A 17,448-nucleotide genomic window follows, 5' to 3' on the forward strand; every position below is an offset into this window, starting at 1 on the left:
CGCCGCGAGCTGTCGTATCATAGTGAGGTTTACAAACATGTGGCTCAAGGCGACCGCAGGGCAGACCCCGCAAACCGACCGCTGCCGCATACCGTACCGTACGCCCAACCGATCAGGAAGGCAGAAACCAATGGTCTCTCGTATCTACGTGGAGAAGAAACCCGGGTTCGACGTCGAGGCTCAGCAGCTCAAGGGCGAGCTGACCGAGATTCTCGGCATCAAGGGCATCGAGGCCCTGAGGATCATCAACCGCTACGACGTCGAGGGCATCGACGAGGAGCTTTTCCGCTCCTGCGTGCCGACCGTCTTTAGCGAGCCCCAGGTCGATGTGACCTACGACGAGCTCCCCGCAAGCGATGGCGCCGTCTTTGCCGTCGAATTCCTGCCTGGCCAGTTTGACCAGCGCGCCGACTCCGCCAGCGAGTGCGTGCAGCTCATCAGCCAGGGCGAACGCCCCGCCGTGCGTTCTGCCAAGGTCTATATGATCTCGGGCGCCCTGGACGAGGCCGCCATCGAGGCCATCAAGCACTACGTGGTGAACCCCGTCGAGGCGCGCATCGCCTCGCTCGACCTGCCCGAGACGCTGTACATGGAGACACCCGAGCCCCAACCCGTCGAGGTGCTCGACGGCTTCCGCGAGCTCGACGAGGCCGGCCTTGCCGCCTTTATCGCCGATCGCGGCCTTGCCATGGACGAGGCGGACATTGCCTTCTGCCAGCAGTACTTCCGCGATGAGGATCGCGACCCCACCATCACCGAGATCCGCGTGATCGACACCTATTGGTCCGACCACTGCCGCCACACCACCTTCGGCACCGTCCTAGATGACGTGACGATCGACGACGCCGTGGTGCAGCAGGCCTTCGACCGCTACATGGAGATGCGCCACGAGCTCGGTCGCGACGCCAAGCCCGTCTGCCTCATGGACATGGGCACCATCGGCGCCAAGTACCTCAAGAAGACCGGCGTCATGACCGATGTCGATGAGTCCGAGGAGATCAACGCCTGCACCGTCAAGGTAAAGGTCGATGTCGATGGCGAGGACCAGGACTGGCTGTTCCTCTTTAAGAACGAGACCCATAACCACCCGACCGAGATCGAGCCCTTCGGCGGTGCCGCCACCTGCGTGGGCGGCGCCATCCGCGACCCGCTCTCGGGCCGCAGCTACGTGTACCAGGCCATGCGCGTCACCGGCGCCGGAGACCCCACCGTCCCCGTGTCCAAGACGCTCGAGGGCAAGCTGCCGCAGCGCAAACTCGTGACCACTGCAGCCGCCGGCTACTCCAGCTACGGCAACCAGATCGGTCTTGCCACCGGCCAGGTCAACGAGCTCTATCACCCCGGTTACGTGGCCAAGCGCATGGAGGTTGGCGCTGTCGTGGGCGCTACCCCGGCAAACCACGTTCGTCGCGAGTGCCCCGCCCCCACCGACAAGATCATCCTGCTGGGTGGCCGCACCGGCCGTGACGGCATCGGTGGCGCCACCGGTTCCTCCAAGACCCAGAACACCGAGTCCATCGAGACCTCGGGTGCCGAAGTCCAGAAGGGCAACGCCCCGGTCGAGCGCAAACTGCAGCGTCTGTTCCGCCGCGGCGATGCCTGCCGTCTGATCAAGCGCTGCAACGACTTTGGCGCCGGCGGCGTCTCGGTCGCCGTGGGCGAGCTTGCCGACGGCCTGTATGTCGACCTTGATACCGTGACCAAGAAGTACGACGGCTTGGACGGCACCGAGCTCGCCATTTCCGAGTCCCAGGAGCGCATGGCCTGCGCCGTCGCCGACGGTGACGTCGAGGAGTTCATGGGCTACGCCGCCGAGGAGAACCTGGAGGCAACCGTCATCGCCGAGGTTACCGCCGAGCCGCGCATGCGCATGGCCTGGAACGGCGTCGCCATCGTCGATCTGTCCCGCGAGTTCCTCAATTCCAACGGTGCGCCCAAGCACCAGGTCGCCCACGTCTGCGCCCGCAGCGTGTGGCAGCCCAGCTGGGCCGGCACCACGCTTGCCGAGCGCATGACCTCGCTCGTCACCGACCTCAACGTCGCCTCCAACAAGGGTCTTTCCCAGCGCTTCGACTCCACCATCGGCGCCGCGACCGTGCTCATGCCCTTTGGCGGCAAGACGCAGCTCACTCCGAGCTCTGCCATGGTCGCTAAGTTCCCCGTGGACGGCGAGACCACCACGGCGAGCGCTATGGCATGGGGCTTCAACCCCTACCTGATGGAGGCCGACCAGTTTGCAGGCGCCTACCTGTCCGTGGTCGAGTCCATCGCCAAGCTCGTTGCCGCCGGCTTTGAGCACAAGCGCGCTTACCTCTCCTTCCAAGAGTACTTTGAGCGTCTGCGCACCGAAGCCGAGCGCTGGGGCAAGCCCATGGCAGCCGTCCTGGGCGCCCTTATGGCCCAGGTCGACCTGGGTGCCGGCGCCATCGGCGGCAAGGATTCCATGAGCGGCTCGTTTGAGGACGAGGCCGGCGAGCTCAACGTTCCGCCGACCCTGATCAGTTTCGCTGTCGCCGTGGGCAAGGCGGCCCGCGCCGTCTCCCCCGAGTTCAAGGGTCTCACGCATCGCGTCGTCCGTATCGCCCCCGCCACCTATGGCGAGGACTACCGTCCCGATGCCCAGCAGCTGCTCGCCGCATTTGACGCCGTCGAGGCACTCACCGCCACAGGCGACGCCCTGGCCGTCTCCACGCCCGGCTACGGCTGCGGCGCCGAGAGCCTCTTTAAGATGTGCGTCGGCAACCAGATCGGTATCGAGCTTGCCGAGGATGTGGACGTGGAGAGCCTCTTCACCCCGCTCTATGGCAGCTTTATCGTCGAGCTTGCCGAGGATGCCGAGCTGCCCGAGATCGCCGACGGCGTTGTCGTCGAGCCCCTGGGCACCACCGTCGAGGGTTATGTCATCGATACCGGCTCCGAGGTCATCGAGCTCTCCGAGCTCCAAGAGGCCTGGGAGAGCGGCATCGAGGGCGTCTTTGCCTACCGCAGCGCCGGCGAGACTGCCAAGGTCGAGACCATCGACTTCCGTGCCAAGGATATCCACGTGTACGGCGGCGCCAAGATCGCCCGCCCGCGCGTGGTAATCCCCGTGTTCCCCGGCAACAACTGCGAGTACGACAGCGCCCGCGCCTTCCGTGCCGCCGGCGCCGAGGCCGACACCTTCGTGATCAACAACCTCACGCCCGAGGCCGTCGCCGAGAGCACCCACGAGCTTGCCCGCCGCATCCGTGCAAGCCAGATCGTCATGATCCCCGGCGGCTTCTCGGGCGGCGACGAGCCCGATGGCTCCGCCAAGTTCATCACGGCGTTCTTCCGCGCTCCCGAGGTCACCGAGGCAGTCCGCGACCTGCTCAAGGCCCGCGACGGCCTGATGCTGGGTATCTGCAACGGCTTCCAGGCCCTGATCAAGCTCGGTCTGGTGCCCTACGGCGACATCGTCGACGCCACGCCCGATGCGCCCACGCTGACGTTCAACACCATCGGTCGCCATCAGAGCCGTCTGGTGCGCACCCGTATCTCGTCCAACCTGTCCCCGTGGCTGTCGCAGTGCAGCCTGGACGACCCCTACACCGTCGCCATCAGCCACGGCGAGGGTCGCTTTGTCGCCAACGACGAGGTGCTCGCCCAGCTCATCGCCAACGGCCAGGTCGCCACGCAGTACGTGGGCGAGAACGGCAAGCCCAGCATGGATCTTTCCGTCAACCCCAACGGCTCCGCACTCGCCATCGAGGGCATCACGAGCCCCGACGGCCGCGTCCTGGGCAAGATGGGCCATGCCGAGCGTCGCGGCGACAACCTGTACCGCAATGTGCCCGAGCATGTCCCCGGCGATAAGTTCATGCCGATCTTTGAGAGCGGCGTAGCCTACTTCGCCTAAACCTTTCCCATCGGGTACAATCCCCTCGGGTAACAACACCCGCCACCGGCACGCCCGGTGGCGGGTTCTTTTTTGCTTCGCGCATACAGGAAGGACATCATGGAAAGCCGCAAGCCGTATCTCGCCACCCTGCCCGGACTCATCCTGGGCTGCCTCGTCTGCTGCGCACTCTGGGGGTCGGCTTTCCCCTGTATCAAGATCGGCTACAAGCTGTTTGGCATCCCCGCGCATGATAGCGCCTCGCAGCTGCTCTTCGCAGGTTTGCGCTTTACGCTTGCCGGCGCCCTGGTTATCGTTGGGATGAGCACGGCTCAGCGCCGTCCACTCGTTCCGCAAGCCCGCGATATCAAGCCCATCTGCATCTTGTCGCTCTTCCAGACCATCGGCCAGTACTTCTTTTTCTACCTTGGTCTCTCCCATGCAAGCGCTATGTCGAGTTCCATCATTGAAGCCAGCGCCAACTTCCTCGCAATCCTCTTTGCCGCCCTGGCGTTTCGCACCGAGAAGCTCGATACGGCCAAGGTGCTTGGCTGTATGCTGGGCTTTGCCGGCGTCGCGCTCGTCAACCTTTCGGGCGCGGACGGCACCTTTGGCTTTACGCTCGACGGCGAGGGCTTTATCCTAGCCTCCACCGTCGCGGGTGCCCTTTCGACCTGCCTGATTGGCATCTTCTCGCGCGAGCACGACGGCGTCTTGCTTGCCGGGTGGCAGTTTTTAGTCGGTGGCGTGGTCCTTACCGCCATCGGGTTTTTGATGGGCGGCACGTTGTCCCCCACCGAAATCGCCCCCGCCATCGCGCTCATCATTTATATGGCACTCATTTCCGCCGTCGCGTACTCGCTGTGGTCCCGCCTGCTCGCCGTCAACCCCGTCAGCCGCGTTTCGGTCTTTGGCTTTATGAACCCGGTCTTTGGCGTGCTGTTGAGCGCACTGCTGCTCGACGAGGGCGCTGGCACGAGCCCCGTTACCGTCATCGTTGCCCTACTGTTGGTCTGCGGCGGCATCATCATCGTCAACAAACCCAAAAAGGTCTAACGAACTGCCCTTATTAGCAGAGGGGATTCATGTACTTTAGTTTAATGGAGTACATCGGAGAGCCGAGGGCCGCCATGCACGCAAGCGTGTGCCCCTTTTTCTAGCGTATCTGGACGCCGGACTTCTTTTTCTCGGCCTTGACGCGGTAGAGCTCCGCGTCGGCAGCGCGAAGCAAGTCTTGCCAGGTATCGACACCATCACCGACCCGTGCGTAGCCAATGGACATCCGCAACAGATACGGAACCTCGGCACGTGCGAGCTCGTCGCTGATTGCCGCACACAGACGCACGATGTCCTGCTCCGCCGCCGCCTTTTGAAGCACCACGAACTCATCGCCGCCATAACGTGCGATAAAGCCACCAGACGCCGAGCAGACCTCTTTGAGCGTAGCAGATATGACCTGGAGGGCATGATCGCCCTCAACATGTCCATACCGGTCGTTAATCTGCTTAAAGCCGTCAGCGTCCATCATAAGCAGATATACATCTTCGGCCTGATCCACATTTGAAAAGAGCGACAGCATATAGGTCTCAAAACGGTTGCGATTGTTGAGGCCAGTCAACGGGTCGGTCGAGATCAGCTGCTCCTGATAGATGATGTAGAGCAGCAGGATGCTCAGCGTTATACCGACACAAAGGCCCGGTACCGAAAACATAACCTGGAAGGTACCGCCCACCAGAGCGGGAACCACAAAAAAGGCGAGGGTGCGATAAATGGCCTTCGTTTGCAGGCTTTCGACTTTTCGAGCCTGAATAAAGGCATGCAAGGACGTATATATGATGTAGCAGTAGCTCACGATAGGCTGAATCATATAAAGCGCTCCGCGACGATATACGCCCTGCGCATCGATATAGAACATAGTGTGCGTCCAGTAGCTGGTAAATGCCAGCACGACCACCAATACGGTTGGCAACGTCACGATCGCAACCCTATAGCGCGCGGTCAAAAGGCGAGAGCCCTGCACTGTCTCGGAATAGAAAAACCAAATGAGGCACGCGATGGCGAACAGCGAAAACGAGACCGCGTTGGAAATCCAGTTGGCCGTGATGCCTACAGGAGTGCTCACGCCGTCCGAGAGCGTCCAGATCATATCGAAGAAAATGTAGGCAGCAGAGGTATAGCCGAGCATGCTAAACAAGAGCTGCTGGGTACTCGAGAACAAGGAGCGACGACTTCGCGCGGCAAGCCCGATAAGAACAATCATGCATAGCAGGAATATCTCAATCTTGAGTGCCTTAACCACTAGACGCCATCCCTTCAATATCCAAGTGGTCAGAATCGCCCGATTCGTGTCTGGGCAATAAACGCCCCTACTCCGCAGGGGTAAGGGGAATCATAGCAGAGCGCCCGAACGTCACTGCAAAACAGTCATCGTTCGGGCGCTCAAACTGCGCGAATTGCACTCCGGCATCATTGATTGGTAGCGATTGCTATTCGCCATCGATGTCGGTCGCGACGGCCTCCTCGATGGCCTCGACACCGGCAGGCGACAGATCCTCCTTGCCCTGGCAGAACTTCTTGTCGACCCAGCCGGTCAGAATCGGGGCCATGATTGCCGTGATGATGACGGCGGTGGCGATCTGCGCATACGCGGTGGGCGCAAGCTCGGCATAGCGCGGAGCGACCTCGGCGAGGGCGACCGGCGTGGTCATAGCCGTGCCGGCAATAGTGGAGCAGGCAACGGCCGCCTTGCCGTTACCACCGCACAGGCGCTCGAAGGCAAAGGTAATGGGACCGACGATAAAGAGCGTGATGAGGCCCAGCAGGATGCCCGAAATGCCGCCGGTGATAAAGCTCCAAAGACTCATGGACGCACCGAGCTGAAAACCGATAACGGCAATCGCAGGATTGGCGCCGGGAACCAGCAGGTTCTTGATGAACGGGAACAAGTTGCCCAGAACCATGCCGATAACAAGCGGCAGGATGGATCCGATGATGGTGCCGACGGGGATGTTGGCGAGACCTGAGACACCGAGGATGATCATCGTGACGGCGGGGCCGGCCGTAAAGAACAGGATACCGACGGCGCCCTGCTCGGACTCGTCGCCGAACTCGCCCATGATGCCCGTGTAGAGCGCCATGTTGCAAAACGTAATGCCGCCGATGATAGACACGGAGCTCAGACCTAGGAAGTTGTCGTTAAAGAAATATGCCACACCCAAGCCAAGGGCAGCCGCAACAACAAGCTTAGGAATCAGCACAACGATGCCGGTCTTGATGGCGCCCGGCGTGGACTTAAAGCTGATGCCGGCACCCACAAACAGCAGGATCGCGGCAACGATGGTGTTGGAACCACCGCGGCAGGTAGAGGTAAAGAAGCCGCCGATCTCGAAGACCTGCGGGCAGAAGGTATTGAGCAAAAGGCCAACGATCATCGGGTAGATCATGATGTCACCCGGGATACGCGGGACTTTGAATTTCTTTTGCTCGTTGGCGGTCGCTTCCTGTGCCATGAAACCCCCATTTCCGCTGACGCAGAACAAAAGCCCACGTCACACTTTGCTACAGTAAAGTTTGACCATGGTACCAGAAGAAGCAGACCGGCTCGGTGAGAAATTCGATTCGTTGTGCCGGGACGCTAAACGTGCCACGCTCTTATATGAAGCTCAAAACGATATAGAACACGATGCCCGAGACGCAGCACCACAACATCGACTTTGTCTTGATTGCCACCGCCACGACGCCGGCAGCCGCAATCCAGGGAATCAAGCCCTGCCACAAGCCGGCGTCGAAAGCGCCAGGGCTTATCAAATCGTTGGCGACCAGCGCCGCAAAGGCGGCAGGCGGAATATAACCCAAGGCCTCGGTAACGCGGGGCGACAGCGTTCTCCCGCGCAAGGCAAACGCCGGGGCAATGCGGAAAAACGCGATGGCCGCCCATGACGACAGCCATAGGACCAAAAACTCATTAACGGGCATCGCGATCACCCCTTCCCTCGGCGAGGACATCGCACGCGAGCGCCGTGACAACGCCGACGAGCACACTTGCCGGCACGGCGATATTCGTCCACCCCAAGAACTTGCATATGGCGACGGACACCGCAGCCAAACCGGCAGCTACGACATTGCCGCGCGACAGTCGCTGCGAAAAGAGTAGGCAGATAAAGAGCGATGTGCAGACAAAACCCGCAATAGCGGTGGGAACATCGACAACGGCGCCGACGATGGCGCCCGTCGTACACGAAACGCCCCATGTTGCGATGAGGATCGCGTTGAGCACAAAGGACTCGAGCGGACCCCAATCCTCCCCTTTAACCAACTTGGCAAGCGAAATGCCGTATGCCTCCTCGGTAAGTGTCGCGGCAACAGCCAGCGTCTGACGCTTCGAAGCACCCCTCAAATGCGGTGCAATCGATGCCGAGTAAAGCGCAAAGCGCGAGGAGATTGCGGCGACGCTTGCGATAATCGACGCCGCAGGCACACCTGCCAGCCACAGATTGCAGACCATAAACTGTCCGCTGCCCGTCACGAACGTGCTGCTCAGAGCAAAAACCATCCAGGGTTCCATTCCCGTCTGCGCCATAATCATTCCGCACGGCGCGCCTATCGCAACATAGGTAAGCATCACCGGCCAGACGGTTTTAACGATTTTGAGCACCATAGCGTTCCTCGTCCCGACAAGCTTTCCGAGCCGCATTCAACGACACGGCAGAATCATCGCCCGACAGCAACCGAGTTCACCTACAATTGCCACCGGATCGAAAGACACAGAAAGACACAACTTTTTAGGAAGTCATTATGACAGCTATCGATCGAGACCGGGCGGGCGCGGCCTTCAAAAGCTACACCGATGCCTACGACGCCACCAACCCGCGCATCGCACTCAAAATCGAGCATACGTACCACGTTGCCGAGGCATGCGATGCCGTGGCACGCGAACAGGGCTGGTCACCGCAGGACATTGACCTTGCGTGGCTTTGTGGGCTGCTGCACGATATGGGCCGCTTTGAGCAGCTGCGACGCTGGGATACGTTTAAGGATGCCGAAAGCATGAGCCATGCGGCATTGGGCGTCGGGGTCCTCTTTGGCGAGAGCCCCGACGACGCGCCTGCCACAACAAGCATCCGGGATTTTATCGAGACCGACGAGTACGACGAGCTCATCCGAGCGAGCATTGCCTATCACAGTGATTTCCGTCTACCCGCGCAGCTCGACGAGCGCACGCGGAGCTTCTGCGATATCGTGCGCGATGGCGACAAGATCGACATTATGCGCACCATCGCCGACAGCACTGTCGACACTATCCTCAAAGTGGATGAGAACGCGTTTCTAGCCAGTCGCTTCTCGGCGCCGACGCTTGCCGCCTTTGACGAGCATCGCTGCGTCGCGCGTGACGAGCGCAACGAGCCGGCGGACTACCTGGTGGGGCTCATCTGCTTTATGTTTGAGCTCGTCTATCCGGCAAGCCGCGCGCTGGCGCGCGAACAGGGCGATATCCACCGCCTGCTCGACGCGCCCTTTGGCATTACGCGGCCCTTTACCGACCCCGCCACGCAGGCAACCTGGAGCCGCCTAAAGGACGAGATGCGCGACTGGCTGGCGCGCGCCTAGCGCTCAAGCTGGGCCAGCAGCTCCTCGACGACCTCGACGGCATCACCGACAACCTTGTACTGGGCAGCACCAAAAATGGGGGCATCCGGGTCCTCGTTGATGGCGATAATGCACTCCGCCCCACCGATGCCGGCAAGATGCTGGATAGCACCCGAAACGCCGATGCTCACGAGGAGTTTGGGCGAGACCGATACGCCTGTCTGACCGATCTGGTGGCGATACTCCAGCCAGCCCGCCTCCACAACGGGACGCGTGCAACCGAGCTCCGCGCCCAGGGCATCGGCGAGCCTTTGCATCAGAGGCAGGTTCTTCTTGGAGCCAATGCCGCGACCCACCACGACCAAGCGCTCGGCTTCGGCAATTGATGCCTGCTGACCCCATTCCTCAGCCCGAATCGAGATCTCGACACGGGCCTTAACGTCCTCCGCAAGCATCACCTGGGTAATCGTGCCGGAACGGCCGTAGTCGAAGTCAGGAGCCTTAAAGATACCGGGACGCACCGTTGTCATCTGGGGACGATGATTGGGGCAGACGATGGTGGCCATCAGGTTGCCGCCAAACGCCGGACGCGTCTGTTGCAGCAGCCCCGTCTCCGCATCCATCGAAAGTACGGTGCAGTCAGCCGTAAGGCCCGTCTGCAAACGCACGGCAACGCCGGGTGCCAGTTCGCGGCCAAAGGCGGTCGCACCGTACAGAATGGCCTCGGGCTTGCGCTCTGCCACCAAATCGCAGATCAGCCGGGCGTAAACCTCCGCATCGTTCTGGTGCAGACGCTCGTCGCGACAGACCAGGACCTCGTCTGCACCGGCGCAAACCAGATGCTCCAGGTCACCGAGAGAACCCTCGGGGCCCATACCGACCAGCGCCACCAGACGGCAGCCGCGAGCATCGGCAAGCTCGCGGCCCTTGCCCATGAGCTCATAGGCAACGGGAGTCACCGTATCGTGCTCGTCGGTCTGCGCGAACACCCAAATGTCTCGATATGCATCAAGGTCCACCGCACCAGCGGCCTCGTCACACTCGATCGAGATAGCGTTGAAGGGGCAGGCGTCGACGCACCCACCGCACAGGATGCAGCCATCGGTTACGCGGGCGCAACGGTTGGGCCGCTCGCCTTCCACTACGATGCCGCCCGAGGCACAGGCGCGAACGCAGCGACCGCAGCCGATACAGGCTTCGCTATCGATAATCAGTCCGCTCATCTATGCCATCTCCTCGATAATCTTGGCAAGTTTTGCCGCCTGCTCGAACGCCGTTCCGTCAACGGCCTCGCATGTTTGGTCGCGGTCGGGCACAAACGATCGCACGACCTGCGTCGGCGAGCCGGCAAGGCCGCAGCGCGCGGGGTCGGCGTTCACGTCGGCAGCGTTGGCCACGCGCACGTCCGCCTCCTCGGCCGCACGAATGCCGGCAATACTCGGCATGCGCAGTTGGCCAATCTCCTTGGCAGTCGTCATCGCGCACGGCATCTCCAGATACACCGTCTCCTCGCCGGCATCGCAGCCGTGAACAAGCGCCAGTGAACCACAGGTCGTAAAGCCTGCGCTCTGCACGCAGCTCACGTCGGTCACGCAGGGAATCTCAAAGGCACCGGCAAGCTCGGGACCAATCTGGGCCGTATCGCCGTCCACCGCCATCTTGCCGCAGATGAGCAGGTCGAAGTCCTCGTCGAGCGCCTCGATGCCGCACTTGAGGGCATAGGTCGTTGCCAGGGTATCGGCACCTGCAAAGGCGCGATCGGTTAGCAGCAGTGCGTCATCGGCGCCTCGGGCGATGCAGTCGCGCAATAGCGATTCAGTCGCGGGGATGCCCATCGACACCACCGTTACGCGCACGTCCATGCCAAAGCCGATAAAGTCGTCCTTCAGCGCCAGCGCACATTCCAAAGCGCTCGCGTCAAAGGGATTAATGGCCGCCTGCTTGCCATCGCGCACGATGGTATTGGTCTTGGGATCCATCTTGACCTCGGTGCTGCCCGGCACCGCCTTGACGCACACCACCATATGGAAATCGCTCATCTTCACGCGTCCCCTTTCTGGACGAGCTCATCTAAGAGCTTCTCCGAAAACAGGTTACCGCGTCCCAGCTGCCCGGCAGGATCGAGCTGGAACTTGAGCCGCGCCGATTCGACCATGGCCTCGTGGCCGTACATCGTCTCCAAAAAGCCCGCTTTGATCTTGCCGACGCCGTGCTCAGCAGAGACGGCGCCGCCCATAGCCGTCACCTCGGCAGCCCACCGGGAAAACAGCTCGCCACCGCGGCGGTAGTCCTGCGCATCGCGCGGCAGAATATTCACATGCAGATGGTTGTTGCCGATATGTCCCCAGGCGGCAGACTCAAGCCCACTTTCAGCCAGCGTGCGGCGATAGAGAGCAACGACATCGGCCAGGCGCGCGTTGGGCACCGACATATCCGACCCCAGCTTGGTAATGCTGGGGTCGGTGCGGCGACGCTCGTCGATAAGCATGTTGACGCTCTCGGGGACCGCATGGCGGAAGAACCGCTGGCACTCGCGATCAACCTCGGTGCGCGCGACCCATGTCGCATCGTCGCGGCCGCCCGCGAGCTCCAAAACCCACCCCAAGTGGTACAGCTCCTCAGTCGCCTGAACCTCATCGTCGCAGTCGAGTTCCACGTAGACACAGACCCTGGCGTCTTTGTCGAGCGCCGGCAGCGAGGCAAACGCGGTCGACTGCTCGCGCTGGCGACGAAGGATATCCAAGGCGCCGGCATCGAAATACTCAATAGCGGCGGCATGGGACAGCACGGGGCGCACGGAATCGGTAAAGGACACCGCCTTGTCTTCGCTGTCGAAGAAACAGCTTACGCCCCATACGACCGAAGGCGCCGCCTGCAGGGCGATCTCGAGCTCGGTAATGACGCCGAGCGTGCCACACGCACCGATAAAGAGGTCGATGGCGTCCATATCGTCCGAAACGAAATAACCCGAGGCGTTTTTGGTCTTGGGCATGGTATAGCCGGGAAGATCCAGCTCGAGCGCGCGGCCCTCCGCTGTCACGAGCGACAAGTGGCGTGCGTCAGCGTGCGCCTGACCTCGATGGAGCTCAAGCAGATCGCCATCCGCCAGTGCCACGTGAAGCCCCGTAACGTGCGGGCGCATGGGGCCATAGGCGTAACTGCGGGCACCGGAGGCATTGCATGCCGCCATGCCACCCAGGCAGGCAGATGCCTCGGTGGGATCGGTGGGAAAGAACTGCTCAGGAGCTGCCTGGAACTCCTCATAGGCCTCAAGCGATGCCTGATCCCAGCCAGCGGTCGGCAATGCCTTCTTACCCAGCTGCTTGCGCAGCTCCGAGAGCACGACGCCCGGTTCCACGCGCAGCAGAAAACGGCCCTGCTCGTCGCGGCGAAGACCCAGGTAGCGATTCATACGAGAAGTATTGAGAATATGGCCGCCGTGGGGCACGGCGCCGGCGGCAAGACCGGTTCGAGCACCCTGGACCGTTATCGGGACATGCTCGGCATGGAGCTTCCGCAGAATGGCGCGGACCTCGTCCTCCGTTGTCGGAAACGAGATGCTCGACGCCTCGCCCGATGTGCGAGATTCATCGCGACCATATTCTTCGAACTCGTCGCCGAAGGGTTTGATGGCTGCAGACACGCGAACTCCCCCTTTAGTTAACTACAGTGTTTGCAGGGAGATGTTACCGCATCGTTTCGTCGACGTGACTGAGACCGTCTCCATAATTGGCGAATTTTACGTTTGCGCAATTCGGCGAGCGGCGGCGTTTTCTCGGCAGGCGCTCTATTTAACGCGCTCCTTCCCATCGCAGCCACGCGCACAATTGGCGCTCGAAAAAACTTGAGATATTTTTTAGCGTCTCTCACCTGCGACGATGTAAACCCGTCAAGCATTTGGTCAGAAATTGGTCAAGTTGTGGCTGATACGGTCGGCATCGACAGCCAAAGCCAATAGAAGGTTTGGTCCAAAAGCAGGGAGGTTCCCATGGCATATTACTGGCCCCAGTACGGCATCGCCATCGAAGTTGACGATGACCCATATCTTCTGCCCTTCGACGAGGAAGCGTTTCCCGATGCGGCTGTCTATCACGTCACCACCGACGTGATTTGCGATCCCGAATCGTTTTCGGCACTCGCCCACCACATCGCCCACATCCACGACATCAAACTCGACCCAAACTTCGACGAGCTCATCTACTCGCGACGCCTCATGCTCCACATGCTCTTTGGCGCCGATCCGTCCACGTTCGCGCGCGTCTATACCACTAAGGATGCCGCATGAGCGTAAGGAAGCAGTCGAGCCCCCTAGGGTCGAAACATCGAAAAAGGCTCGGCGTTGTCTGCCTGGCCATCGCCTGCGCCCTTATCGCCGTCGGCCTTTACGCCTGGCAGTCAAAGCCTGTCGCCGAGACAGGTGCCTCGGTCACAGCGGCGGAGGGTAAGTCGCGCCAGGAAATCCAGGACGAGCTCGATGCCATCGTCCGCGACAACATGATGACGATCTCGGTCGCACCGGTCGCCCAGCTACAAAAAGGCGGCAAGCTGCGCGTCAACGTGCAAAACGTCCAGGATAACAAGTTTCCCCAGCGTTTCCGCGTGATCCAAAACGACGAGACCATCTATGAATCGGGCGTGGTCGAGACCGGCAAGACCGTCGAGACCTGCCCTGCAGGCGACATCAAAGAAGGCGAGGCGTATATCGAGATCCAGGCGCTCGACGCCAAGACCTACGACGCCCATGGCAATCCCACGCGCGTCAAGGTGCGAGTTGCGCAGGCCGAAGACTAGATCTGCCGCCTGTTGCGAAAACGCGCACCCACACCGCTTTCGTCTAACCCTCACGGAAACGGTCCGTGACGAATAGAAAGGAACGATTATGGACATCACCAGGAACTTGAATGGGGCCAGGGTGCTCGTCGTGGGCGCGGGGCTGATGCTTGCACTCTCAATGGGTGCCGCGCCGACCACCGCCCTGGCGGAGGGACGCACTGGAACCACCAACGTGACCATCAGGACCGAAATCGACAACATCAAGTTCAAAGCCCCGACCGTCATTCCGTTCGTCGCTAAGGCAGACGGCACGCTCCAGGGCCCTTCCGAGAATACAACCACCATCGACAATCTTTCGGCCTATGGCATCCACGTTACCAACATGAAGATTGCCGCCCAGAAGTCCTGGAGCATCGTCGCCGACGCCAAGACGGGGACCGCCCAGAACTCCATCGATTTTAAGGTCGGCCCAGACAAGGCACTCCAAGACGCCCACGCCGCGACGCAGGAAGCGGGCCTCGACCTTTCCAAAAATGCATCCTTCGACATGGGCTACCAGGGCATCGCCGATGGTACGGACAAGATTAAGCTCAAGACAAGCGGCAATGTCGCCCGCGTCACGCGAGACATCTTCCATGTGACTGGCGAGGGCGACCAGGTCGCAAGCATTACGTGGACGGTCGAGCCCGGTGCGCACACGGCCTAAGGCGATTGCCCTCGCCGCCGTCATCGGCGTTGTAGCGTTCGCCCCAGTCGCCGCCTTTGCCCAACAAGAGCAGGCACAAGCTGCCACACAGGTGACCGTCGACCTATCGGAGCTCGAACGCAGCGCTCAACATGAACCCCTGGCGCAAACGGGTGACACGCGACAGCTCTTGGCAGCAGGAATCGCTGCGGCGGGCACGGGGGCCATCGGCCTTGGCCTGCATATCAAACGCAGCCAGTAGCCGCGAAAATCGAGACCGTCCAGAACAGGTAAGGAGAACCCATGGCATCAAAGAACCTTTTGCCCGTTGCCGCGCTCTGCAGTGCGCTTGCCACCGGCATGCCCGTCGCCGCTCTAGCGACACCCGCCGTGGACGTCCCCTTACCTGCCGTCAACTGTCTCGCCACAAACCAGATGAGCACCATCGCGCGCCAACGCTTCTCGCTTGCGCAGGCAAGCATTTCGGCCTCGGGGTGCCTCCGTCGCTGCACGAACAGCTCGATGGTCGTGGATACCGAGCGCTCGAGCACAGCGGACGGCCCCCTAACGGGATGCATTATCTGCACATGGCGCGCAGCTGCAACTGATGCCGATGGCGATTCCTGCGACGTGGAGCTGCGCCTCGACATCACCCTGTCCGATGACTCGGCGGACGGGGCAACAGTCGCCTTCGACAGCACGTTTTTCGAAGACGGAGGGGGTGTATGCCTGGGCTGCGTCCCCTCGAGCGCCGATAGCACGCAGCCCGCTATCTCATTCACCGCATCGCTGAAAATGACCAAGGCGGGCACCGACGCCACGGCAAATGGCGAGATCGCTCTGATGTTCTACGCGAGCGGCACAGAAAGCCAGGAGATTCGGGGCAAACAGCGGACCGGATCGCTCAGCCTGACGCGAGGGGCAGATCCCGGTCCCGTCGATATCAGCACCCAAACGCAAGATGTGCATCACGTCCTTGTCGATCCGGCGCTCCTAGAGATGGAATGGAGCGGAGTAGGAGCGGTCGGACTCGCCCCCTCGACAGGTGACATCGCAAGCGACTCCAGCGAGAACAGCGGTGAAATAGCGCCTGGGGACAATGGCACACCAGGCGACATAACACCGCCATCGAGCGGTCCTTCAGCCACTTTCAGCGAGCCAAGCGAAACAGCCGCCGATGCCGACGGCACGCAAGCTGGCGAAAACTTGGGGTATCCCATACCGACGGACATCGACGAGGGCAATTGTTGCATGATGGTCGCGCTCGACCGCACGGAAACCGTCGACGCCGCGAGCGTTGGGGTCACCACCGATAAGCCCGTCCGCAAAGCAGCCATTATCGCATTCCCTAAAACCGTCGAAGTTGTTTTTCTGCCATCGGGCGAGGTCGTAGCCCCTACCCTGCTCACCTTGCTTGGGGCAAAGGGCACGGCCAACCAAATCGACAACCTCACGGTCGTCGACCCTGCGACCACCGCAAAACTGCGCCTGTATGCCGTAACCTCAGACGGAGGCAAAACCGAGGAATTCGACGGTGAGAACCTCCTGAATAACCGGATACTCCATAAAATGGAAGACGTCTCGTATCAAATTGAGCTCGAGGGATTTGACCGAGCTCGAGATGCCGATATCATCGCCGCGGCCATTGAGCGCCCGCAGCGACTCATGACGCTGTGCTTCGATTACAGCCCCTATGTCGTGATGGGAGGCTGAGGCTTGGGTACCAAATGCCGTCATTAATACCATTTATATAACGTATAGGATGAGACATGACGCACCCTGCAGCCCGTTCTGCTACGATTGCCAGGTTGGCATCAATATGGGAGGGTTCATGCCGGGTTTGGGAACGGTCATCAACGTCGCACTTTTGATTGCGGGCGGACTGCTGGGCCTTATAGGCGGACGCTTTATCACACCCCGCATCCAAGACACGCTCATGAAGGCGTCGGGGCTGTGCGTTTTGTTTATCGGACTGGGTGGCACCATGCAAAAGATGCTCGTCATTGACGGGAAAGCGCTGGCGACCACCGGCACCACCATGCTCATCGTCTCGTTTGCCCTCGGCTCGCTCATCGGCGAGGCCATAAACCTGGAAGCCGGCATCGAAAACCTGGGCGAATGGCTCAAGCGCAAAACCGGCAGCGAGGGAGACAACGAGTTCACCAATGCCTTTGTCTCGACATCGCTGACCGTCTGCATCGGTGCCATGGCTATCGTGGGATCAATCCAAGACGGTCTGCTCGGCGACTGGTCCACACTCGCCCTCAAGGGTGCGCTAGACTGCATCATCGTCTGCACCATGACGGCCTCACTCGGCCGCGGCTGCATCTTCTCCGCCCTTCCCGTTGCCGTATTCCAGGGAACGATTACGCTGTTTGCCAGCGCGCTCTCCCCCATCATGACCGCCGCCGCCCTCGACAGCCTATCGCTCGTGGGCTCTATGCTCATCTTCTGCGTCGGCGTCAACCTGATCCGTCCTCAGACCTTCCGCACGGCCAATATGCTCCCCTCCGTTGTCATAGCCGTCATCTACGCCCTCCTGTTCTAA

At 61.0% G+C, this 17,448-nt stretch carries 17 protein-coding genes; 9 read left to right on the plus strand and 8 right to left on the minus strand.

The window, feature by feature from the left end; translation table 11 throughout:
* Positions 1-130: 130 nt before the first annotated feature.
* Positions 131-3,877, plus strand: coding sequence for a phosphoribosylformylglycinamidine synthase (locus tag DXC18_RS04675; RefSeq protein ID WP_117716466.1), 3,747 nt, complete (start codon positions 131-133; stop codon positions 3,875-3,877).
* A 99-nt stretch (positions 3,878-3,976) separates the two neighbouring features.
* Entirely contained in the window at positions 3,977-4,912 is a 936-nt protein-coding gene (locus DXC18_RS04680) for a DMT family transporter (RefSeq protein WP_117716467.1), read from the plus strand.
* A 100-nt stretch (positions 4,913-5,012) separates the two neighbouring features.
* Here DXC18_RS04680 and DXC18_RS04685 read toward each other — a convergent pair whose 3' ends face one another.
* From DXC18_RS04685 to DXC18_RS04700, 4 genes are all read right to left on the minus strand, one after another.
* Positions 5,013-6,116, minus strand: coding sequence for a GGDEF domain-containing protein (locus DXC18_RS04685; RefSeq protein ID WP_199412202.1), 1,104 nt, complete (start codon positions 6,114-6,116; stop codon positions 5,013-5,015).
* A gap of 226 nt (positions 6,117-6,342) precedes the next feature.
* A complete protein-coding gene (locus DXC18_RS04690) occupies positions 6,343-7,365 on the minus strand; it encodes a 2-keto-3-deoxygluconate permease (protein WP_117716469.1) in 1,023 nt (340 codons plus the stop codon).
* A gap of 142 nt (positions 7,366-7,507) precedes the next feature.
* Positions 7,508-7,831, minus strand: coding sequence for an AzlD domain-containing protein (locus DXC18_RS04695; protein ID WP_117716470.1), 324 nt, complete (start codon positions 7,829-7,831; stop codon positions 7,508-7,510).
* Positions 7,821-8,549, minus strand: a complete 729-nt coding sequence (locus DXC18_RS04700; RefSeq protein ID WP_117716471.1) for an AzlC family ABC transporter permease — start codon at positions 8,547-8,549, stop codon at positions 7,821-7,823. Before DXC18_RS04700 ends, DXC18_RS04695 begins: the two co-directional genes overlap by 11 nt.
* Positions 8,550-8,650: 101 nt before the next feature.
* On the opposite strand from DXC18_RS04700, the gene DXC18_RS04705 reads away from it, so the two are divergent.
* The gene (locus DXC18_RS04705) at positions 8,651-9,463 is read left to right on the plus strand and encodes an HD domain-containing protein (protein ID WP_117716472.1); all 813 of its coding nucleotides are present in this window, start codon (positions 8,651-8,653) and stop codon (positions 9,461-9,463) included.
* On the opposite strand, the gene DXC18_RS04710 is transcribed toward DXC18_RS04705, so the two are convergent.
* Genes DXC18_RS04710 through DXC18_RS04720 form a run of 3 tightly spaced genes read right to left on the minus strand, consistent with a single transcriptional unit; the run spans position 9,460 to position 13,085 of the window.
* Positions 9,460-10,665, minus strand: coding sequence for an electron transfer flavoprotein subunit alpha (locus tag DXC18_RS04710; protein ID WP_117716473.1), 1,206 nt, complete (start codon positions 10,663-10,665; stop codon positions 9,460-9,462). The two genes, DXC18_RS04705 and DXC18_RS04710, sit on opposite strands and share 4 nt — an antisense overlap.
* On the minus strand, positions 10,666-11,481 hold the full coding sequence (locus tag DXC18_RS04715) for an electron transfer flavoprotein subunit beta/FixA family protein (protein ID WP_117716474.1): 816 nt from the start codon (positions 11,479-11,481) through the stop codon (positions 10,666-10,668). It abuts the gene before it with no gap.
* A gap of 2 nt (positions 11,482-11,483) precedes the next feature.
* On the minus strand, positions 11,484-13,085 hold the full coding sequence (locus DXC18_RS04720; RefSeq protein WP_117716475.1) for an FAD-binding oxidoreductase: 1,602 nt from the start codon (positions 13,083-13,085) through the stop codon (positions 11,484-11,486).
* A gap of 345 nt (positions 13,086-13,430) precedes the next feature.
* On the opposite strand from DXC18_RS04720, the gene DXC18_RS04725 reads away from it, so the two are divergent.
* The 4 genes from DXC18_RS04725 (at position 13,431) to DXC18_RS04740 (ending at position 15,162) form a co-directional block, all read left to right on the plus strand.
* Complete coding sequence (locus DXC18_RS04725; RefSeq protein ID WP_055250660.1) at positions 13,431-13,727, plus strand: hypothetical protein; 297 nt, start codon at positions 13,431-13,433, stop codon at positions 13,725-13,727.
* Entirely contained in the window at positions 13,724-14,233 is a 510-nt protein-coding gene (locus tag DXC18_RS04730) for a hypothetical protein (RefSeq protein WP_117716476.1), read from the plus strand. The genes DXC18_RS04725 and DXC18_RS04730 overlap by 4 nt, the downstream gene beginning before the upstream one ends.
* A gap of 88 nt (positions 14,234-14,321) precedes the next feature.
* Complete coding sequence (locus tag DXC18_RS04735; protein WP_055250664.1) at positions 14,322-14,921, plus strand: hypothetical protein; 600 nt, start codon at positions 14,322-14,324, stop codon at positions 14,919-14,921.
* Entirely contained in the window at positions 14,905-15,162 is a 258-nt protein-coding gene (locus tag DXC18_RS04740) for a hypothetical protein (protein WP_117716477.1), read from the plus strand. Before DXC18_RS04735 ends, DXC18_RS04740 begins: the two co-directional genes overlap by 17 nt.
* Here DXC18_RS04740 and DXC18_RS10565 read toward each other — a convergent pair.
* The gene (locus tag DXC18_RS10565) at positions 15,146-15,478 is read right to left on the minus strand and encodes a hypothetical protein (RefSeq protein WP_199412203.1); all 333 of its coding nucleotides are present in this window, start codon (positions 15,476-15,478) and stop codon (positions 15,146-15,148) included. The two genes, DXC18_RS04740 and DXC18_RS10565, sit on opposite strands and share 17 nt — an antisense overlap.
* 52 nt (positions 15,479-15,530) lie before the next feature.
* Between DXC18_RS10565 and DXC18_RS04745 the strand changes: the two genes are divergently transcribed.
* Positions 15,531-16,613: a hypothetical protein gene (locus tag DXC18_RS04745; RefSeq protein ID WP_199412204.1), complete on the plus strand. Its 1,083-nt coding sequence runs from the start codon at positions 15,531-15,533 to the stop codon at positions 16,611-16,613.
* A 118-nt stretch (positions 16,614-16,731) separates the two neighbouring features.
* Entirely contained in the window at positions 16,732-17,448 is a 717-nt protein-coding gene (locus DXC18_RS04750; protein ID WP_199412205.1) for a DUF554 domain-containing protein, read from the plus strand.

Source organism: Collinsella sp. OM08-14AT, assembly GCF_003438115.1.
In the GTDB taxonomy this organism is placed as follows: Bacteria; Actinomycetota; Coriobacteriia; order Coriobacteriales; family Coriobacteriaceae; genus Collinsella.